Origin of the sequence: Saccharophagus degradans 2-40 (genome assembly GCF_000013665.1) — a bacterium.
Classification (GTDB): domain Bacteria; phylum Pseudomonadota; class Gammaproteobacteria; order Pseudomonadales; family Cellvibrionaceae; genus Saccharophagus; species Saccharophagus degradans.
On sequence record NC_007912.1, the window covers coordinates 1,659,441 to 1,684,440 of the forward strand.

Here is a 25,000-nt window from a genome sequence, read left to right on the forward strand (position 1 = left end):
TTGAGGTAGTACTATGGCTGAGCAGTCGCCCGAAAATAATTCTTCTTCTGAAAATTCAGGGAAGGTTTTGGGGAAAATTGTTGGCGTTCAGGGGGAGGTGTACGTTGACTCTCCAAACGGTAAAGCGGCTGCAGGGAAGGCACAGTTAGCATTAAATCATGGTGATACCGTTCGCACGCTTGGTAGCAGTGCGGTGGTTATTCAGTTGGAGGGCGGCAAGTCCTTAACTCTTGGCCATGATGAAACGCTAACCCTCGACGATAAATTACTGGCGCTGCTTAACCAAAAGGAAGAAGAGGGCTCGCTTGATGAAGGTGTTGACTTCGATGCTCTTGCTGAAGCGATTGAGTCTGGCCAAAATCTAGAAGAAATTTTACCGGCCGCAGCTGCGGGCGGGGATGACCCTGGCACAAACTCCGCGGGTACCGCTGGTAGTTCCGGTGTGCGAATGGATCGTACGGGTGATTCTGTTACGCCAGACAGCGGGTTTAATACCAGTAATGGGTCTCGCTCAACCTCTAGTAATGAGGTTAGAAGTGGTGATAATGTTGACGACGCCTTTTTGGCGGAGGCTAACAACAATCAGCCTGAAGCAGGTGTAATAGAAAACACCACATTCAATGAAGATGAATTTTCTCAGTTAGATGTTTCAACAGCATTTAATGATTCAGACCCAGAGCAAACGCTCACCTACACAGCTGAAGGCTTGCCCGAAGGCTTAGAACTAGACCCTCTAACCGGTATTATTTCTGGCACACCAACTAATGCTGCAGCTTTATTAAATGGCGGTACATACACGGTTGTTGTAACTGCTACAGATGATTCTGGTGCATCTAATAACTCAGCATCTACTTCGTTTACTTTGCAAATAGCCAACGTTAACGACGCCCCAGAAGTTGAGTCTGCGCCGCAGTTGAGCGATGCCGTTGAAGATGAACCTTATATTATTTCTAACGAAGAGTTGTTGGCAGGTGCTAGCGACATTGATCAAGATGAACTCACTGTAACCAATGTGAGCCTTGTAACGGGTCAAGGCGAAATAATCGCTAATGATGATGGCACGTTTACATTTAACCCTGCCCCAAATTATAACGGCCCAGTTGAATTTTCTTACACCATAAGCGATGGGCAAGGCGGTGAGATTCAAAACACTGCCACCTTGATTGTTACCCCTGTAAACGACGCGCCGACCGCTGTTGGCGATGGGGTTGTTTCTACTGATGCAAATGTTCCTGTAACCGTGAACGTGCTTGCTAATGATTTTGACGTGGACGGCGATGAGATTTCGATAGTAAGTGCAGAAGCTAATCAAGGCACCGTGACAGTTAATGCCGACGGCACGCTTACTTATACTCCGAATGAGGACTTTGTAGGGCGTGATGTGCTCTCTTACACCATCACTGATGGAAATGGTAATACATCCACTTCCTTTGCATTGGTGAATATTGTTGTTGGTAACAACGCGCCTCAGCTAGGCGATGATGCAACTGTAAACGTTAATGAAAACGAAACGGCTGTAGGTAATTTTGCTGCTACAGATGCTGATGGCGACACTATTACTTACTCGCTCGAAGGGGCTGATGCCAATTTATTCACAATTGATGCATTGGGGAATTTGAGTTTTGTTACTGCGCCAGATTTTGAAACAAATGCAGGCCCTTTTAATGTTGTAGTAACGGCTACAGATAATGGCTTAGGCAATTTATCAGATAGTCAGTCTATTACTATTAACGTATTAGACGTTAACGAAAATAATGACCCTAATATTGCACCAGTGGTAGAAGCTGCGCTTACCGTTGATGGTAACGAGGATGATGCACCACTAGTTTTAGATTTGTTGCAAGGCGCAACCGATGCGGAAGGCGATACATTAAGTGTTTCTGGTGTCGTTTTAGAAGGCGGTAATGCGGTAGGCGTAACGCAGGTTGGAAACAACTTTGAGATAAACCCTGATGCTTATAACCATTTAGCTAATGGTGAAACTGAAACAATCGCGTACCGATATACCATATCTGACGGCAATGGGGGAAGCGTAGAGCAAACCGCCACCATTATTATCTCTGGTACAAATGACGCCCCGCAAGTTTCAGCTAGTTTATTGTCTGTTGCAGTCGACACAGACTCTGCCTTTAATTTGAATTTGTTAGTTGGTGCAACAGATGCAGAATCTGATGTGCTAACGGTTTCTAATTTTACACTTGTTTCTGGTGACGACTCCGGAATTGTTTTAAACGGTAACCAGCTTAGTGTTAATCCTCAAGCTTACGCACACTTACAAAACGCCGAGCAAGAAAACGTCGTCTTTAATTATGTTATCGACGATGGTAATGGCGGCACAATAAATCAGGCAGCCACCATTACCATTACCGGAACCAACAATACACCTGAGGTCACTTCTGCTATTGTTGCTAACGCGAACGAAGATGATGCACTACTTAGCCTCGACTTGTTGGCCGGCGCGAGCGATGTGGAAGGTGATGCGCTCAATGTTAATAACTTAACGTTAGTGAGTGGTGATGCCTCGGGCATAACGGTTTCTGGTAATTCATTAAACATCGATCCAAATGCCTACAACGCTTTGGCCGCTGGCGAAAGCGAAGTCATTACCTACAGCTACGATGTTGAAGATGGTAATGGCGGCAGCGTTGCACAAACGGCAACGATCACCATTACCGGTTCCAACGATGCGCCAACAGTAAGCAGCGCAGTAACAAGTTCTGCAAGTGAAGACGATGCGGCTTACTCGTTAGATTTATTAACAAATGCAGGCGATGCCGATAGTAGTGATACGCTCAACGTTAATAACCTAACCCTAGTAAGTGGTGATGCATCTGGCGTAACGGTTTCTGGCAATGCATTAAGCATCGATCCAAATGCTTACAACGCTTTAGCCGTTGGCGAAAGCGAAGTCATTACCTACAGCTACGATGTTGAAGATGGTAATGGCGGCAGTGTTGCACAAACCGCAACGATCACCATTACTGGCTCAAACGATGCGCCAACCGTTTCTTCTGCGGTTACAAGTTCTGCAAGTGAAGACGATGCGGCTTACTCGCTAAACCTATTAAGTAATGCTAGCGATGCAGACAGCAGCGATGCGCTCAATGTTAATAACCTAACCTTAGTAAGTGGCGATGCTTCTGGCGTAACCGTTTCTGGAAACTCGCTCAGTATTGATCCAAATGCTTACAACGCTTTGGCCGCTGGTGAAAGCGAATTCATTACCTATAGCTACGACGTTGAAGATGGTAATGGCGGCAGTGTTGCGCAAACGGCAACGATCACCATTACCGGTTCAAACGATGCGCCAACCGTTTCTTCTGCGGTTACAAGTTCTGCAAGCGAAGATGATGCAGCTTACTCGTTGGATCTATTAACAAACGCAAGTGACGCGGATAGCAGCGACACCCTTAATGTTAATAACTTAACATTGGTAAGTGGCGACGCTTCAGGTGTAACGGTTTCTGGCAATTCGCTCAGTATCGATCCAAATGCTTACAACGCTTTAGCCTCAGGCGAAAGCGAAGTCATTACCTATAGCTACGACGTTGAAGATGGTAATGGCGGCAGTGTTGCGCAAACGGCTACGATCACTATTACAAGTTCCAACGATGCGCCGACAGTAAGTAGTGCAGTAACTAGTTCTGCCAGCGAAGATGATGCGGCTTACTCGTTAGATCTATTGGCTAACGCGAGCGATGTTGATAGCAGCGATGCGCTCAATGTTAATAACCTAACCTTAGTAAGTGGCGATGCCTCGGGCGTAACAGTATCGGGTAATTCATTAAGCATTGACCCAAATGCTTACAACGCTTTGGCCGTTGGCGAAAGCGAAGTGATTACCTACAGCTACGATGTTGAAGATGGTAATGGCGGCAGCGTTGCGCAAACTGCAACGATCACTATTACGGGTTCCAACGATACGCCAACGGTTTCTTCTGCTGTAACCAGCACAGCTTCTGAAGATGATGCGGCTTACTCGTTAGATTTATTGGCTAACGCAAGCGATGCGGATAGCAGCGATACGCTCAACGTTAATAACCTAACCTTAGTAAGTGGTGATGCTTCTGGCGTAACCGTTTCTGGCAACTCGCTCAGTATCGATCCAAATACTTACAACGCTTTGGCCGCTGGCGAAAGCGAAGTCATTACCTACAGCTACGATGTTGAAGATGGTAATGGCGGCAGTGTTGCGCAAACCGCGACGATCACTATTACCGGTTCCAACGATGCGCCGACAGTAAGCAGTGCAGTAACAAGTTCTGCAAGTGAAGATGACGCGGCTTACTCGCTCGATTTATTAACAAACGCTAGCGATGCCGATAGTAGCGATACGCTTAATGTTAATAACTTAACGCTAGTAAGTGGTGATGCTTCTGGCATAACGGTTTCTGGCAGCTCGCTCAGTATTGATCCAAATGCTTACAACGCTTTAGCCTCAGGCGAAAGCGAAGTCATTACCTACAGCTATGATGTTGAAGACGGTAACGGCGGCAGCGTTGCGCAAACCGCAACGATCACTATTACAGGTTCAAATGATGCGCCGACAGTTTCATCTGCTGTAACCAGCACAGCTTCTGAAGATGACGCGGCTTACTCGTTAGATTTATTAGCAAATGCTAGTGATGCCGATAGCAGCGATACGCTCAATGTAAATAACTTAACGTTAGTGGGTGGTGATGCCTCGGGAGTAACAGTTTCAGGCAACTCATTAAGCATCGATCCAAATGCTTACAACGCTTTAGCCTCAGGCGAAAGCGAAGTCATTACCTACAGCTACGACGTTGAAGACGGTAATGGTGGCAGTGTTGCACAAACTGCGACGATCACTATTACCGGTTCAAATGATGCACCGACAGTGAGCAGTGCAGTGACTTCAACTGCAAGCGAAGACGATGCTTCGTACTCATTAGATTTATTAACTAACGCGAGCGATGTTGACAGCAGCGATACGCTCAACGTTAATAACCTAACTTTAGTAAGTGGCGATGCTTCTGGCGTAACCGTTTCTGGAAACTCGCTCAGTATCGATCCAAATGCTTACAACGCTTTGGCCGCAGGTGAAAGCGAAGTCATTACCTACAGCTACGACGTTGAAGATGGTAACGGTGGCAGTGTTGCGCAAACGGCCACGATCACTATTACCGGTTCAAACGATGCACCAACGGTTTCTTCTGCGGTTACATCATTAGCTAATGAAGCTGATGCTGCATACTCATTAGATCTTTTGGTTAATGTGTCCGATCCTGATGTATCTGACGTACTGAATGTTTCCAATGTGACGTTAGTCAGTGGCGATGCTTCAGGGATTACGATAAATGGAAATAGCTTGGATGTTGATCCTAGCGCTTATAGCGCTCTAGCTTCGGGTGAAAGCGAGGTAGTAACTTATAGCTACGATATTTTGGACGGTAACGGCGGGACTGTCTCTCAGACCGCAACAATAACCATCACCGGTGATAACGCAGCACCTACAGTAAGTGCTGCGGTAACGAGCAGTGCATCTGAAGATGATAGCGCTTATTCCGTAGATCTTTTGGAAAATGCATCGGACGATGATGCGAGTAATACTCTAAATGTAAATAACCTCACATTAACTTCGGGAGATGCTTCCGGTATAACGGTTAATGGAAATACTTTAGATGTAACCCCTAATGCTTATAACGCTTTGGCCGTTGGCGAAAGCGAAGTCATTACCTACAGCTACGACGTTGAAGATGGTAATGGCGGCAGCGTTGCACAAACGGCAACGATCACTATTACCGGCTCAAACGATGCGCCAACGGTTTCTTCTGCGGTTACATCATTAGCTAATGAAGCTGATGCTGCATACTCATTAGATCTTTTGGTTAATGCGTCCGATCCTGATGCATCTGACGTACTGAATGTTTCCAATGTGACGTTAGTCAGTGGCGATGCTTCAGGGATTACGATAAATGGAAATAGCTTGGATGTTGATCCTAGCGCTTATAGCGCTCTAGCTTCGGGTGAAAGCGAGGTAGTAACTTATAGCTACGATATTTTGGACGGTAACGGCGGGACTGTCTCTCAGACCGCAACAATAACCATCACCGGTGATAACGCAGCACCTACAGTAAGTGCTGCGGTAACGAGCAGTGCATCTGAAGATGATAGCGCTTATTCCGTAGATCTTTTGGAAAATGCATCGGACGATGATGCGAGTAATACTCTAAATGTAAATAACCTCACATTAACTTCGGGAGATGCTTCCGGTATTACGGTTAATGGAAATACTTTAGATGTAGCCCCTAATGCTTATAACGCTTTGGCCGTTGGCGAAAGCGAAGTCATTACCTATAGCTACGATGTTGAAGATGGTAATGGTGGAAGTGTTGCACAAACGGCTACGATCACTATTGCCGGTTCAAATGATGCACCGACAGTGAGCAGTGCAGTGACTTCAACTGCAAGCGAAGACGATGCTTCGTACTCATTAGATTTATTAACTAACGCGAGCGATGTTGACAGCAGCGATACGCTCAACGTTAATAACCTAACTTTAGTAAGTGGCGATGCTTCTGGCGTAACCGTTTCTGGAAACTCGCTCAGTATCGATCCAAATGCTTACAACGCTTTAGCCTCAGGCGAAAGCGAAGTCATTACCTACAGCTACGACGTTGAAGATGGTAACGGCGGCAGTGTTGCGCAAACGGCTACGATCACTATTACCGGTTCAAACGATGCGCCGACAGTAAGTAGTGCAGTGACTTCAACTGCAAGTGAAGATGATGCGGCTTACTCGCTCAATCTATTAACAAACGCTAGCGATGCCGATAGCAGTGATACGCTCAATGTAAATAATTTAACCCTAGTAAGTGGCGATGCCTCGGGTGTTACTGTATCGGGTAATTCATTAAGCATCGATCCAAATGCCTACAACGCTTTGGCTGTTGGTGAAAGCGAAGTCATTACCTACAGCTACGACGTTGAAGATGGTAACGGCGGCAGCGTTGCACAAACCGCGACGATCACCATTACCGGCTCAAACGATGCGCCAACGGTTTCTTCTGCTGTAACCAGCACAGCTTCTGAAAACGATGCGGCTTACTTGTTAGATTTATTAACGAATGCTAGTGACGCCGATAGTAGCGATACGCTTAATGTTAATAACTTAACGTTAGTAAGTGGCGATGCTTCTGGCGTAACCGTTTCTGGAAACTCGCTCAGTATCGATCCAAATGCTTACAACGCTTTGGCCGCAGGTGAAAGCGAAGTCATTACCTACAGCTACGACGTTGAAGATGGTAACGGTGGCAGTGTTGCGCAAACCGCAACGATCACCATCACGGGCTCAAACGATGCACCGACTGTAAGCAGTACAGTGGCTTCAACTGCAAGTGAAGATGATGCGGCTTACTCGCTCAATCTATTAACAAACGCTAGCGATGCCGATAGCAGTGATACGCTCAATGTAAATAATTTAACCCTAGTAAGTGGCGATGCCTCGGGTGTTACTGTATCGGGTAATTCATTAAGCATCGATCCAAATGCCTACAACGCTTTAGCCTCAGGCGAAAGCGAAGTTATTACTTATAGCTACGACGTTGAAGATGGTAATGGCGGCAGTGTTGCGCAAACCGCGACGATTACAATTACCGGTTCAAACGATGCGCCAACGGTTTCTTCTGCGGTTACAAGTTCTGCCAGCGAAGACGATGCGGCTTACTCGCTAAATCTTTTAAGTAATGCAAGCGATGCTGATAGTAGTGATACCTTGTCAGTTACTAATCTTGTACTTGATAGCGGTGATGCATCGGGTGTAACGGTTTCAGGCAACTCATTAAGCATCGATCCAAATGCTTACAACGCTTTGGCCGTTGGCGAAAGCGAAGTCATTACCTATAGCTACGATGTTGAAGATGGTAATGGTGGAAGTGTTGCACAAACGGCTACGATCACTATTGCCGGTTCAAATGATGCACCGACAGTGAGCAGTGCAGTGACTTCAACTGCAAGTGAAGACGATGCGGCTTACTCGCTCAATTTATCAACAAACGCTAGCGATGCGGATAGCAGCGATACGCTCAACGTTAATAACCTAACCTTAGTAAGTGGTGATGCTTCTGGCGTAACCGTTTCTGGCAACTCGCTCAGTATCGATCCAAATACTTACAACGCTTTGGCCGCTGGCGAAAGCGAAGTCATTACCTACAGCTACGATGTTGAAGATGGTAATGGCGGAAGTGTTGCGCAAACGGCAACGATCACTATTACAGGTTCAAATGATGCGCCAACCGTTTCTTCTGCGGTTACAAGTTCTGCAAGTGAAGACGATGCGGCTTACTCGCTAAACCTATTAAGTAATGCAAGTGATGCTGATAGTAGTGATACGTTGTCAGTTACTAACCTTGTGCTCGATAGCGGTGATGCTTCAGGCATAACCGTTTCTGGTAATTCATTAAGCATTGATCCAAATGCTTACAACGCTTTGGCCACTGGCGAAAGCGAAGTCATTACCTACAGCTACGACGTTGAAGACGGCAATGGCGGTAGTGTTGCGCAAACCGCGACGATCACTATTACAGGTTCAAATGATGCGCCAACCGTTTCTTCTGCGGTTACAAGTTCTGCAAGTGAAGACGATGCGGCTTACTCGTTAGATCTATTAACAAGTGCAAGTGATGCTGATAGCAGTGATACCTTGTCAGTTGCTAATCTTGTACTTGATAGCGGTGATGCATCGGGTGTAACGGTTTCAGGCAACTCATTAAGCATCGATCCAAATGCTTACAACGCTTTGGCCGTTGGCGAAAGCGAAGTCATTACCTATAGCTACGACGTTGAAGATGGTAATGGCGGCAGCGTTGCGCAAACCGCGACGATCACTATTACAGGTTCAAATGATGCGCCGACAGTTTCATCTGCTGTAACCAGCACAGCTTCTGAAGATGACGCGGCTTACTCGCTAAATCTTTTAAGTAATGCAAGCGATGCTGATAGTAGTGATACCTTGTCAGTTACTAATCTTGTACTTGATAGCGGTGATGCGTCGGGTGTAACGGTTTCTGGTAACTCGCTTAGCATCGATCCAAATGCCTACAACGCTTTGGCCTCTGGCGAAAGCGAAGTCATTACCTACAGCTACGACGTTGAAGACGGTAACGGCGGAAGTGTTGCGCAAACCGCAACGATCACTATTACCGGCTCAAACGATGCGCCAACCGTTTCTTCTGCGGTTACAAGTTCTGCAAGCGAAGATGATGCAGCTTACTCGTTGGATCTATTAACAAACGCAAGTGACGCGGATACCAGCGACACCCTTAATGTTAATAACTTAACATTGGTAAGTGGCGATGCCTCGGGCATAACGGTTTCTGGTAATGCATTAAGCATCGATCCAAATGCTTACAATGCTTTGGCCGCTGGCGAAAGCGAAGTTATTACTTATAGCTACGACGTTGAAGATGGTAATGGCGGCAGTGTTGCGCAAACGGCAACGATCACCATTACCGGTTCAAACGATGCGCCAACCGTTTCTTCTGCGGTTACAAGTTCTGCAAGCGAAGATGACGCGGCTTACTCGCTCGACCTATTAACAAACGCAAGCGATGCTGATAGTAGCGACACCCTTAATGTTAATAACTTAACGCTAGTAAGTGGCGATGCATCAGGCGTAACCGTTTCTGGTAATTCATTAAGCATCGATCCAAATGCCTACAACGCTTTGGCTGTTGGTGAAAGCGAAGTCATTACCTACAGCTACGACGTTGAAGATGGTAACGGCGGCAGTGTTGCGCAAACGGCTACGATCACTATTACCGGTTCAAACGATGCGCCGACAGTAAGTAGTGCAGTGACTTCAACTGCAAGTGAAGACGATGCGGCTTACTCGCTAAACCTATTAAGTAATGCTAGCGATGCTGACAGCAGCGATGCGCTCAATGTTAATAACCTAACCTTAGTAAGTGGCGATGCTTCTGGCATAACGGTTTCAGGTAACTCATTAAGCATTGATCCAAATGCTTACAACGCTTTGGCCGCTGGCGAAAGCGAAGTTATTACTTATAGCTACGATGTTGAAGATGGTAACGGCGGCAACGTTGCACAAACCGCAACGATCACTATTACCGGTTCAAATGATGCGCCAACTGTTTCTGCTGCTGTAACCAGCACAGCTTCCGAAGATGACGCGGCTTACTCGCTCGACCTATTAACAAACGCAAGCGATGCCGATAGTAGCGACACCCTTAATGTTAATAACTTAACGCTAGTAAGTGGCGATGCATCAGGCATAACCGTTTCTGGAAACTCGCTCAGTATCGATCCAAATGCTTACAATGCTTTGGCGTCAGGCGAAAGCGAAGTCATTACCTACAGCTACGACGTTGAAGATGGTAACGGTGGAAGTGTTGCACAAACCGCGACGATCACCATCACGGGCTCAAATGATGCGCCGACAGTAAGCAGCGCAGTAACAAGTTCTGCCAGCGAAGATGACGCGGCTTACTCGCTAAATCTTTTAAGTAATGCAAGCGATGCTGATAGTAGTGATACCTTGTCAGTTACTAATCTTGTGCTCGATAGCGGTGATGCATCGGGCATAACGGTTTCTGGTAATTCGCTTAGCATCGATCCAAATGCCTACAACGCTTTAGCCGTTGGCGAAAGCGAAGTCATTACCTACAGCTACGATGTTGAAGATGGTAATGGCGGCAGCGTTGCGCAAACTGCAACGATCACTATTACGGGTTCCAACGATACGCCAACGGTTTCTTCTGCTGTAACCAGCACAGCTTCTGAAGACGATGCAGCTTACTCGCTAAACCTATTAAGTAATGCAAGTGATGCTGACAGCAGCGATGCGCTCAATGTTAGTAACCTAACCTTAGTAAGTGGCGATGCCTCGGGCGTAACAGTATCGGGTAATTCATTAAGCATTGATCCAAATGCTTACAACGCTTTGGCCGCTGGCGAAAGCGAAGTCATTACCTACAGCTACGATGTTGAAGACGGTAACGGCGGCAGCGTTGCACAAACGGCAACGATCACCATTACTGGCTCAAACGATGCGCCAACAGTAAGCAGTGCAGTAACAAGTTCTGCCAGCGAAGATGACGCGGCTTACTCATTAGATTTATTAACTAACGCGAGCGATGTTGATAGTAGCGATTCGCTCAACGTTAATAACTTAACTTTAGTAAGCGGCGATGCATCAGGCATAACCGTTTCTGGTAATTCATTAAGTATCGATCCAAATGCCTACAACGCTTTGGCCGCTGGCGAAAGCGAAGTGATTACCTATAGCTACGACGTTGAAGATGGTAACGGCGGCAGCGTTGCACAAACCGCGACGATCACCATTACCGGCTCAAACGATGCGCCAACGGTTTCTTCTGCTGTAACCAGCACAGCTTCTGAAAACGATGCGGCTTACTTGTTAGATTTATTAACGAATGCTAGTGACGCCGATAGTAGCGATACGCTTAATGTTAATAACTTAACGTTAGTAAGTGGCGATGCTTCTGGCGTAACCGTTTCTGGAAACTCGCTCAGTATCGATCCAAATGCTTACAACGCTTTAGCCTCAGGCGAAAGCGAAGTCATTACCTACAGCTACGACGTTGAAGATGGTAACGGTGGAAGTGTTGCACAAACCGCGACGATCACCATCACGGGCTCAAATGATGCGCCGACAGTAAGCAGCGCAGTAACAAGTTCTGCCAGCGAAGATGACGCGGCTTACTCGCTAAATCTTTTAAGTAATGCAAGCGATGCTGATAGTAGTGATACCTTGTCAGTTACTAATCTTGTGCTCGATAGCGGTGATGCATCGGGCATAACGGTTTCTGGTAATTCGCTTAGCATCGATCCAAATGCCTACAACGCTTTAGCCGTTGGCGAAAGCGAAGTCATTACCTACAGCTACGATGTTGAAGATGGTAATGGCGGCAGCGTTGCGCAAACTGCAACGATCACTATTACGGGTTCCAACGATACGCCAACGGTTTCTTCTGCTGTAACCAGCACAGCTTCTGAAGACGATGCAGCTTACTCGCTAAACCTATTAAGTAATGCAAGTGATGCTGACAGCAGCGATGCGCTCAATGTTAGTAACCTAACCTTAGTAAGTGGCGATGCCTCGGGCGTAACAGTATCGGGTAATTCATTAAGCATTGATCCAAATGCTTACAACGCTTTGGCCGCTGGCGAAAGCGAAGTCATTACCTACAGCTACGATGTTGAAGACGGTAACGGCGGCAGCGTTGCACAAACGGCAACGATCACCATTACTGGCTCAAACGATGCGCCAACAGTAAGCAGTGCAGTAACAAGTTCTGCCAGCGAAGATGACGCGGCTTACTCATTAGATTTATTAACTAACGCGAGCGATGTTGATAGTAGCGATTCGCTCAACGTTAATAACTTAACTTTAGTAAGCGGCGATGCATCAGGCATAACCGTTTCTGGTAATTCATTAAGTATCGATCCAAATGCCTACAACGCTTTGGCCGTTGGCGAAAGCGAAGTCATTACCTATAGCTACGATGTTGAAGATGGTAATGGTGGAAGTGTTGCACAAACGGCTACGATCACTATTGCCGGTTCAAATGATGCACCGACAGTGAGCAGTGCAGTGACTTCAACTGCAAGCGAAGACGATGCTTCGTACTCATTAGATTTATTAACTAACGCGAGCGATGTTGACAGCAGCGATACGCTCAACGTTAATAACCTAACTTTAGTAAGTGGCGATGCTTCTGGCGTAACCGTTTCTGGAAACTCGCTCAGTATCGATCCAAATGCTTACAACGCTTTAGCCTCAGGCGAAAGCGAAGTCATTACCTATAGCTACGACGTTGAAGATGGTAATGGCGGCAGTGTTGCGCAAACCGCAACGATCACCATCACGGGCTCAAACGATGCACCGACTGTAAGCAGTACAGTGGCTTCAACTGCAAGTGAAGATGATGCGGCTTACTCGCTCAATCTATTAACAAACGCTAGCGATGCCGATAGCAGTGATACGCTCAATGTAAATAATTTAACCCTAGTAAGTGGCGATGCCTCGGGTGTTACTGTATCGGGTAATTCATTAAGCATCGATCCAAATGCCTACAACGCTTTGGCTGTTGGTGAAAGCGAAGTCATTACCTACAGCTACGACGTTGAAGATGGTAACGGCGGCAGCGTTGCACAAACCGCGACGATCACCATTACCGGCTCAAACGATGCGCCAACGGTTTCTTCTGCTGTAACCAGCACAGCTTCTGAAAACGATGCGGCTTACTTGTTAGATTTATTAACGAATGCTAGTGACGCCGATAGTAGCGATACGCTTAATGTTAATAACTTAACGTTAGTAAGTGGCGATGCTTCTGGCGTAACCGTTTCTGGAAACTCGCTCAGTATCGATCCAAATGCTTACAACGCTTTGGCCGCAGGTGAAAGCGAAGTCATTACCTACAGCTACGACGTTGAAGATGGTAACGGTGGCAGTGTTGCGCAAACCGCAACGATCACCATCACGGGCTCAAACGATGCACCGACTGTAAGCAGTACAGTGGCTTCAACTGCAAGTGAAGATGATGCGGCTTACTCGCTCAATCTATTAACAAACGCTAGCGATGCCGATAGCAGTGATACGCTCAATGTAAATAATTTAACCCTAGTAAGTGGCGATGCCTCGGGTGTTACTGTATCGGGTAATTCATTAAGCATCGATCCAAATGCCTACAACGCTTTAGCCTCAGGCGAAAGCGAAGTTATTACTTATAGCTACGACGTTGAAGATGGTAATGGCGGCAGTGTTGCGCAAACCGCGACGATTACAATTACCGGTTCAAACGATGCGCCAACGGTTTCTTCTGCGGTTACAAGTTCTGCAAGTGAAGACGATGCGGCTTACTCGTTAGATCTATTAACAAGTGCAAGTGATGCTGATAGCAGTGATACCTTGTCAGTTGCTAATCTTGTACTTGATAGCGGTGATGCATCGGGTGTAACGGTTTCAGGCAACTCATTAAGCATCGATCCAAATGCTTACAACGCTTTGGCCGTTGGCGAAAGCGAAGTCATTACCTATAGCTACGACGTTGAAGATGGTAATGGCGGCAGCGTTGCGCAAACCGCGACGATCACTATTACAGGTTCAAATGATGCGCCGACAGTTTCATCTGCTGTAACCAGCACAGCTTCTGAAGATGACGCGGCTTACTCGCTAAATCTTTTAAGTAATGCAAGCGATGCTGATAGTAGTGATACCTTGTCAGTTACTAATCTTGTACTTGATAGCGGTGATGCGTCGGGTGTAACGGTTTCTGGTAACTCGCTTAGCATCGATCCAAATGCCTACAACGCTTTGGCCTCTGGCGAAAGCGAAGTCATTACCTACAGCTACGACGTTGAAGACGGTAACGGCGGAAGTGTTGCGCAAACGGCTACGATCACTATTACAGGTTCAAATGATGCGCCAACCGTTTCTTCTGCGGTTACAAGTTCTGCAAGTGAAGACGATGCGGCTTACTCGTTAGATCTATTAACAAGTGCAAGTGATGCTGATAGCAGTGATACCTTGTCAGTTGCTAATCTTGTACTTGATAGCGGTGATGCATCGGGTGTAACGGTTTCAGGCAACTCATTAAGCATCGATCCAAATGCTTACAACGCTTTGGCCGTTGGCGAAAGCGAAGTCATTACCTATAGCTACGACGTTGAAGATGGTAATGGCGGCAGCGTTGCGCAAACCGCGACGATCACTATTACAGGTTCAAATGATGCGCCGACAGTTTCATCTGCTGTAACCAGCACAGCTTCTGAAGATGACGCGGCTTACTCGCTAAATCTTTTAAGTAATGCAAGCGATGCTGATAGTAGTGATACCTTGTCAGTTACTAATCTTGTACTTGATAGCGGTGATGCGTCGGGTGTAACGGTTTCTGGTAACTCGCTTAGCATCGATCCAAATGCCTACAACGCTTTGGCCTCTGGCGAAAGCGAAGTCATTACCTACAGCTACGACGTTGAAGACGGTAACGGCGGAAGTGTTGCGCAAACCGCAACGATCACTATTACCGGCTCAAACGATGCGCCAACCGTTTCTTCTGCGGTTACAAGTTCTGCAAGCGAAGATGATGCAGCTTACTCGTTGGATCTATTAACAAACGCAAGTGACGCGGATACCAGCGACACCCTTAATGTTAATAACTTAACATTGGTAAGTGGCGATGCCTCGGGCATAACGGTTTCTGGTAATGCATTAAGCATCGATCCAAATGCTTACAATGCTTTGGCCGCTGGCGAAAGCGAAGTTATTACTTATAGCTACGACGTTGAAGATGGTAATGGCGGCAGTGTTGCGCAAACGGCAACGATCACCATTACCGGTTCAAACGATGCGCCAACCGTTTCTTCTGCGGTTACAAGTTCTGCAAGCGAAGATGACGCGGCTTACTCGCTCGACCTATTAACAAACGCAAGCGATGCTGATAGTAGCGACACCCTTAATGTTAATAACTTAACGCTAGTAAGTGGCGATGCATCAGGCGTAACCGTTTCTGGTAATTCATTAAGCATCGATCCAAATGCCTACAACGCTTTGGCTGTTGGTGAAAGCGAAGTCATTACCTACAGCTACGACGTTGAAGATGGTAACGGCGGCAGTGTTGCGCAAACGGCTACGATCACTATTACCGGTTCAAACGATGCGCCGACAGTAAGTAGTGCAGTGACTTCAACTGCAAGTGAAGACGATGCGGCTTACTCGCTAAACCTATTAAGTAATGCTAGCGATGCTGACAGCAGCGATGCGCTCAATGTTAATAACCTAACCTTAGTAAGTGGCGATGCTTCTGGCATAACGGTTTCAGGTAACTCATTAAGCATTGATCCAAATGCTTACAACGCTTTGGCCGCTGGCGAAAGCGAAGTTATTACTTATAGCTACGATGTTGAAGATGGTAACGGCGGCAACGTTGCACAAACCGCAACGATCACTATTACCGGTTCAAATGATGCGCCAACTGTTTCTGCTGCTGTAACCAGCACAGCTTCCGAAGATGACGCGGCTTACTCGCTCGACCTATTAACAAACGCAAGCGATGCCGATAGTAGCGACACCCTTAATGTTAATAACTTAACGCTAGTAAGTGGCGATGCATCAGGCATAACCGTTTCTGGAAACTCGCTCAGTATCGATCCAAATGCTTACAATGCTTTGGCGTCAGGCGAAAGCGAAGTCATTACCTACAGCTACGACGTTGAAGATGGTAACGGTGGAAGTGTTGCACAAACCGCGACGATCACCATCACGGGCTCAAATGATGCGCCGACAGTAAGCAGCGCAGTAACAAGTTCTGCCAGCGAAGATGACGCGGCTTACTCGCTAAATCTTTTAAGTAATGCAAGCGATGCTGATAGTAGTGATACCTTGTCAGTTACTAATCTTGTGCTCGATAGCGGTGATGCATCGGGCATAACGGTTTCTGGTAATTCGCTTAGCATCGATCCAAATGCCTACAACGCTTTAGCCGTTGGCGAAAGCGAAGTCATTACCTACAGCTACGATGTTGAAGATGGTAATGGCGGCAGCGTTGCGCAAACTGCAACGATCACTATTACGGGTTCCAACGATACGCCAACGGTTTCTTCTGCTGTAACCAGCACAGCTTCTGAAGACGATGCAGCTTACTCGCTAAACCTATTAAGTAATGCAAGTGATGCTGACAGCAGCGATGCGCTCAATGTTAGTAACCTAACCTTAGTAAGTGGCGATGCCTCGGGCGTAACAGTATCGGGTAATTCATTAAGCATTGATCCAAATGCTTACAACGCTTTGGCCGCTGGCGAAAGCGAAGTCATTACCTACAGCTACGATGTTGAAGATGGTAATGGTGGAAGTGTTGCACAAACGGCAACGATCACCATTACTGGCTCAAACGATGCGCCAACAGTAAGCAGTGCAGTAACAAGTTCTGCCAGCGAAGATGACGCGGCTTACTCATTAGATTTATTAACTAACGCGAGCGATGTTGATAGTAGCGATTCGCTCAACGTTAATAACTTAACTTTAGTAAGCGGCGATGCATCAGGCATAACCGTTTCTGGTAATTCATTAAGTATCGATCCAAATGCCTACAACGCTTTGGCCGCTGGCGAAAGCGAAGTGATTACCTACAGCTACGACGTTGAAGATGGTAACGGCGGCAGCGTTGCACAAACCGCGACGATCACCATTACCGGCTCAAACGATGCGCCAACGGTTTCTTCTGCTGTAACCAGCACAGCTTCTGAAAACGATGCGGCTTACTTGTTAGATTTATTAACGAATGCTAGTGACGCCGATAGTAGCGATACGCTTAATGTTAATAACTTAACGTTAGTAAGTGGCGATGCTTCTGGCGTAACCGTTTCTGGAAACTCGCTCAGTATCGATCCAAATGCTTACAACGCTTTAGCCTCAGGCGAAAGCGAAGTCATTACCTATAGCTACGACGTTGAAGATGGTAATGGCGGCAGTGTTGCGCAAACCGCAACGATCACCATCACGGGCTCAAACGATGCACCGACTGTAAGCAGTACAGTGGCTTCAACTGCAAGTGAAGATGATGCGGCTTACTCGCTCAATCTATTAACAAACGCTAGCGATGCCGATAGCAGTGATACGCTCAATGTAAATAATTTAACCCTAGTAAGTGGCGATGCCTCGGGTGTTACTGTATCGGGTAATTCATTAAGCATCGATCCAAATGCCTACAACGCTTTGGCTGTTGGTGAAAGCGAAGTCATTACCTACAGCTACGACGTTGAAGATGGTAACGGCGGAAGTGTTGCGCAAACCGCAACGATCACCATTACCGGTTCAAACGATACGCCAACCGTTTCTTCTGCGGTTACAAGTTCTGCAAGTGAAGACGATGCGGCTTACTCGCTTAACCTATTAAGTAACGCAAGCGATGCCGATATTAGCGATACGCTTAATGTTAATAACTTAACGTTAGTAAGTGGCGATGCTTCTGGCGTAACCGTTTCTGGTAACTCGCTTAGCATCGATCCAAATGCTTACAACGCACTGGCCTCTGGCGAAAGCGAAGTCATTACCTACAGCTACGATGTTGAAGATGGTAATGGCGGCAGTGTTGCGCAAACCGCGACGATCACTATTACCGGTTCCAACGATGAGCCGACAGTAAGTAGTGCAGTAACTAGTTCTGCCAGCGAAGATGATGCGGCTTACTCGCTAAATTTATTAACAAATGCTAGTGATGCTGATAGCAGCGATACCCTCAACGTTAATAACTTAACATTAGTAAGTGGTGATGCCTCGGGTGTAACGGTTTCTGGTAATGCATTAAGCATCGATCCAAATGCTTACAACGCTTTGGCCGTTGGCGAAAGCGAAGTCATTACCTATAGCTACGATGTTGAAGATGGTAATGGTGGAAGTGTTGCACAAACGGCTACGATCACTATTGCCGGTTCAAATGATGCACCGACAGTGAGCAGTGCAGTGACTTCAACTGCAAGCGAAGACGATGCTTCGTACTCATTAGATTTATTAACTAACGCGAGCGATGTTGACAGCAGCGATACGCTCAACGTTAATAACCTAACTTTAGTAAGTGGCGATGCTTCTGGCGTAACCGTTTCTGGAAACTCGCTCAGTATCGATCCAAATGCTTACAACGCTTTAGCCTCAGGCGAAAGCGAAGTCATTACCTATAGCTACGACGTTGAAGATGGTAATGGCGGCAGTGTTGCGCAAACCGCAACGATCACCATCACGGGCTCAAACGATGCACCGACTGTAAGCAGTACAGTGGCTTCAACTGCAAGTGAAGATGATGCGGCTTACTCGCTCAATCTATTAACAAACGCTAGCGATGCCGATAGCAGTGATACGCTCAATGTAAATAATTTAACCCTAGTAAGTGGCGATGCCTCGGGTGTTACTGTATCGGGTAATTCATTAAGCATCGATCCAAATGCCTACAACGCTTTGGCTGTTGGTGAAAGCGAAGTCATTACCTACAGCTACGACGTTGAAGATGGTAACGGCGGCAGCGTTGCACAAACCGCGACGATCACCATTACCGGCTCAAACGATGCGCCAACGGTTTCTTCTGCTGTAACCAGCACAGCTTCTGAAAACGATGCGGCTTACTTGTTAGATTTATTAACGAATGCTAGTGACGCCGATAGTAGCGATACGCTTAATGTTAATAACTTAACGTTAGTAAGTGGCGATGCTTCTGGCGTAACCGTTTCTGGAAACTCGCTCAGTATCGATCCAAATGCTTACAACGCTTTAGCCTCAGGCGAAAGCGAAGTCATTACCTACAGCTACGACGTTGAAGATGGTAACGGCGGCAGTGTTGCGCAAACGGCTACGATCACTATTACCGGTTCAAACGATGCGCCGACAGTAAGTAGTGCAGTGACTTCAACTGCAAGTGAAGATGATGCGGCTTACTCGCTCAATCTATTAACAAACGCTAGCGATGCCGATAGCAGTGATACGCTCAATGTAAATAATTTAACCCTAGTAAGTGGCGATGCCTCGGGTGTTACTGTATCGGGTAATTCATTAAGCATCGATCCAAATGCCTACAACGCTTTGGCTGTTGGTGAAAGCGAAGTCATTACCTACAGCTACGACGTTGAAGATGGTAACGGCGGCAGCGTTGCACAAACCGCGACGATCACCATTACCGGCTCAAACGATGCGCCAACGGTTTCTTCTGCGGTTACAAGTTCTGCCAGCGAAGACGATGCGGCTTACTCGCTAAATCTTTTAAGTAATGCAAGCGATGCTGATAGTAGTGATACCTTGTCAGTTACTAATCTTGTACTTGATAGCGGTGATGCATCGGGTGTAACGGTTTCAGGCAACTCATTAAGCATCGATCCAAATGCTTACAACGCTTTGGCCGTTGGCGAAAGCGAAGTCATTACCTATAGCTACGATGTTGAAGATGGTAATGGTGGAAGTGTTGCACAAACGGCTACGATCACTATTGCCGGTTCAAATGATGCACCGACAGTGAGCAGTGCAGTGACTTCAACTGCAAGTGAAGACGATGCGGCTTACTCGCTCAATTTATCAACAAACGCTAGCGATGCGGATAGCAGCGATACGCTCAACGTTAATAACCTAACCTTAGTAAGTGGTGATGCTTCTGGCGTAACCGTTTCTGGCAACTCGCTCAGTATCGATCCAAATACTTACAACGCTTTGGCCGCTGGCGAAAGCGAAGTCATTACCTACAGCTACGATGTTGAAGATGGTAATGGCGGAAGTGTTGCGCAAACGGCAACGATCACTATTACAGGTTCAAATGATGCGCCAACCGTTTCTTCTGCGGTTACAAGTTCTGCAAGTGAAGACGATGCGGCTTACTCGCTAAACCTATTAAGTAATGCAAGTGATGCTGATAGTAGTGATACGTTGTCAGTTACTAACCTTGTGCTCGATAGCGGTGATGCTTCAGGCATAACCGTTTCTGGTAATTCATTAAGCATTGATCCAAATGCTTACAACGCTTTGGCCACTGGCGAAAGCGAAGTCATTACCTACAGCTACGACGTTGAAGATGGTAACGGCGGCAGTGTTGCGCAAACGGCTACGATCACTATTACCGGTTCAAACGATGCGCCGACAGTAAGTAGTGCAGTGACTTCAACTGCAAGTGAAGACGATGCGGCTTACTCGCTAAACCTATTAAGTAATGCTAGCGATGCTGACAGCAGCGATGCGCTCAATGTTAATAACCTAACCTTAGTAAGTGGCGATGCTTCTGGCATAACGGTTTCAGGTAACTCATTAAGCATTGATCCAAATGCTTACAACGCTTTGGCCGCTGGCGAAAGCGAAGTTATTACTTATAGCTACGATGTTGAAGATGGTAATGGCGGCAGCGTTGCGCAAACCGCGACGATCACTATTACAGGTTCAAATGATGCGCCGACAGTTTCATCTGCTGTAACCAGCACAGCTTCTGAAGATGACGCGGCTTACTCGCTAAATCTTTTAAGTAATGCAAGCGATGCTGATAGTAGTGATACCTTGTCAGTTACTAATCTTGTACTTGATAGCGGTGATGCGTCGGGTGTAACGGTTTCTGGTAACTCGCTTAGCATCGATCCAAATGCCTACAACGCTTTGGCCTCTGGCGAAAGCGAAGTCATTACCTACAGCTACGACGTTGAAGACGGTAACGGCGGAAGTGTTGCGCAAACCGCAACGATCACTATTACCGGCTCAAACGATGCGCCAACCGTTTCTTCTGCGGTTACAAGTTCTGCAAGCGAAGATGATGCAGCTTACTCGTTGGATCTATTAACAAACGCAAGTGACGCGGATACCAGCGACACCCTTAATGTTAATAACTTAACATTGGTAAGTGGCGATGCCTCGGGCATAACGGTTTCTGGTAATGCATTAAGCATCGATCCAAATGCTTACAATGCTTTGGCCGCTGGCGAAAGCGAAGTTATTACTTATAGCTACGACGTTGAAGATGGTAATGGCGGCAGTGTTGCGCAAACGGCAACGATCACCATTACCGGTTCAAACGATGCGCCAACCGTTTCTTCTGCGGTTACAAGTTCTGCAAGCGAAGATGACGCGGCTTACTCGCTCGACCTATTAACAAACGCAAGCGATGCTGATAGTAGCGACACCCTTAATGTTAATAACTTAACGCTAGTAAGTGGCGATGCATCAGGCGTAACCGTTTCTGGTAATTCATTAAGCATCGATCCAAATGCCTACAACGCTTTGGCTGTTGGTGAAAGCGAAGTCATTACCTACAGCTACGACGTTGAAGATGGTAACGGCGGCAGTGTTGCGCAAACGGCTACGATCACTATTACCGGTTCAAACGATGCGCCGACAGTAAGTAGTGCAGTGACTTCAACTGCAAGTGAAGACGATGCGGCTTACTCGCTAAACCTATTAAGTAATGCTAGCGATGCTGACAGCAGCGATGCGCTCAATGTTAATAACCTAACCTTAGTAAGTGGCGATGCTTCTGGCATAACGGTTTCAGGTAACTCATTAAGCATTGATCCAAATGCTTACAACGCTTTGGCCGCTGGCGAAAGCGAAGTTATTACTTATAGCTACGATGTTGAAGATGGTAACGGCGGCAACGTTGCACAAACCGCAACGATCACTATTACCGGTTCAAATGATGCGCCAACTGTTTCTGCTGCTGTAACCAGCACAGCTTCCGAAGATGACGCGGCTTACTCGCTCGACCTATTAACAAACGCAAGCGATGCCGATAGTAGCGACACCCTTAATGTTAATAACTTAACGCTAGTAAGTGGCGATGCATCAGGCATAACCGTTTCTGGAAACTCGCTCAGTATCGATCCAAATGCTTACAATGCTTTGGCGTCAGGCGAAAGCGAAGTCATTACTTATAGCTACGATGTTGAAGATGGTAATGGCGGCAGTGTTGCACAAACGGCAACGATCACTATTACCGGTTCCAACGATGCGCCGACAGTAAGTAGTGCAGTAACTAGTTCTGCCAGCGAAGATGATGCGGCTTACTCGCTCGATTTATTAACAAACGCTAGCGATGCCGATAGTAGCGATACGCTTAATGTTAATAACTTAACGCTAGTAAGTGGCGATGCTTCTGGCGTAACCGTTTCTGGAAACTCGCTCAGTATCGATCCAAATACTTACAACGCTTTGGCCACTGGCGAAAGTGAAGTCATTACCTACAGCTACGACGTTGAAGATGGTAACGGCGGAAGTGTTGCGCAAACCGCAACGATCACCATTACCGGTTCAAACGATACGCCAACCGTTTCTTCTGCGGTTACAAGTTCTGCAAGTGAAGACGATGCGGCTTACTCGCTTAACCTATTAAGTAACGCAAGCGATGCCGATATTAGCGATACGCTTAATGTAAATAATTTAACCTTATTAAGCGGCGATGCATCAGGCATAACCGTTTCTGGTAATGCATTAAGCATCGATCCTAATGCTTACAATACTTTGGCCGCTGGCGAAAGCGAAGTCATTACCTACAGCTACGACGTTGAAGATGGCAACGGTGGCAGCGTTGCACAAACCGCGACGATTACAATTACCGGCTCAAACGATGCGCCAATTGTTGTAAATGATTTTATTCAGACCTCTACCGACAGTGGTTTGTATGCCGAATTTTACGGTTATAACGATAATACCGATGGCGGAAACTTAACTAATGTTGATCAAGTAAAAGCATTTATAGCAACAAATAATGCGGATGCTACATTCATTGCGGGTGATATTAACTATGGGGTAGTTTCGGGGAACTTAGGGACAGGAACCACTCTGCAAAGCTTTTTGGGGGCGGATGCTGCTAGCTTATCCAATGATCCAGATGACTCGTCTGACGGTATTATTCGTATTAGTGGATATATCTTTTTGGAGGCGGGTACTTACAACTTTAGAGTTAGAGCTGATGATGGATACGAGGTTAGACTGAACGATACTCCTGTAGCCGTTACTAATTTTAATCAGGCGCCAACAACAACTGTCCACTCTGGCTTTACTTTAGATGAAGACGGGTATCACTCGATAGAAGTATTTTATTGGGATCAAGGAGGGCAAGCTGCCCTTCAGATGGAGCTGAGCGACGATGGAGGAACTACCTATAATTATTTAAACAGCTCAACCTATCCAATTATTTCTGATGGTAGTAGTTTCTTTGCTAATGGTGGTGCATTAAATATAACTGCAGCTCAGCTTGTTCAAAACGATTCAGATCCCGAAGGTGATATTTTTACTGTTACAGGTATTTCGGCCGCAGCGAATGGTGCGTTAGTTGATAATGCTGACGGAACTTTTAGCTACACTGCAGCGGAAGGATTTAGTGGGATTGATTCATTTACTTACACGGTGACAGATTCTGGTGGCGCTTCGAGTACTGGCACTGTTTATGTGGAGGTAGACCAATATTTGCAGGGTAGCCGTTTAAGTGGGACAGGCGGAGATGACATTATCAATGTTCCTGCCAATGCGGATATCAGTTTCGTTGCTAACTCTGCCAACGTGTATGGTGACGATGATGCATTTAGCTTAACTATTAATAGTTTGGATGCTGGTGTTTATGTTACTAGTGCAACGCTAGCACTGGATAGTGGTAGGTGGGACCCAGGTGCAAATGGCGGTAGGTATGGTGTGGTTTTAACTAATATAAGCGGTTTAAACCAATTGGTTGGCAGTGATTTTAGCTTCGCCAACTCAAGTCAAGATATGTCAATTTCGTTTACAAATAATGATTTTACTGCGGGAGATAGTTTTAGCTTTGGTGTTGACTTTGACAATGTTCCTAGTCCGTCAGGAGCTAATCGAAATGAAGCAGGAGCTTTGGCTGACGACATGATCTTAACTGTTGAGTTTAGCGATGGAACAAGCCTTTCTGCTAACACAACATATGTAGATGTTAATAACGCTGTATCTGAAATTACTGCTTATGGCGTTATAGATGCAGGGGCAGGGAATGATACTGTTGTGGGCAGCAGCGCACATGAGTTAATAAAAGGCGGTGATGGTGTTGACACTTTGTCTGGGCGGCTAGGAAATGATCGCTTGGAAGGCGGTAGTGGGAACGATATTCTATTTGGAGATGAAGGTGATGATAGGTTGTTTGGAGGACTAGGTTCTGACGAAATGACCGGTGGAAGTGGAAAAGATTTTTTTGTGTGGGGCGAGGAGGATGGAGATAGTGGAACCGATACCATTACTGATTTTGAGCTAGGGGCTGCAGGCGATGTGTTATCTCTATCTGATTTGTTGGTTGGGGAGTCTGATACTGCGGCAAGTTTAGATATGTATTTAAATATAACTTCCAATGGCACTGACACTACTATCAGTATAGATGCCGATGGCTCTCAGACTGGTGGTGTGGATTTGACTCTTGTTCTAAAAAATGTCGACCTCACATTACTAGGAGGTAACGATCAGCAAATAATTCAGCAGTTATTAGACGATAATAATCTGTTGGCTGGTTCATAGGGGCGTTGTTAATTGGGTGGT

The 25,000-nt window shown here is 46.4% G+C and carries 1 protein-coding gene; it reads left to right on the forward strand.

The features are described 5' to 3' along the window. The first annotated feature begins 13 nt into the window (after positions 1 to 13). Positions 14 to 24,979 carry a cadherin-like domain-containing protein gene (locus SDE_RS22845; RefSeq protein WP_011467776.1) on the forward strand — a complete coding sequence of 8,322 codons (24,966 nt, stop codon included), beginning with the start codon at positions 14 to 16 and terminating at the stop codon, positions 24,977 to 24,979. Positions 24,980 to 25,000: the final 21 nt, after the last annotated feature.

What these genes read in the sequence shown, in the direction of transcription:
- SDE_RS22845 (WP_011467776.1), top strand. Translation starts at nt 14, where the DNA reads ATGGCTGAGCAGTCGCCCGAAAATAATTCTTCTTCTGAAAATTCAGGG.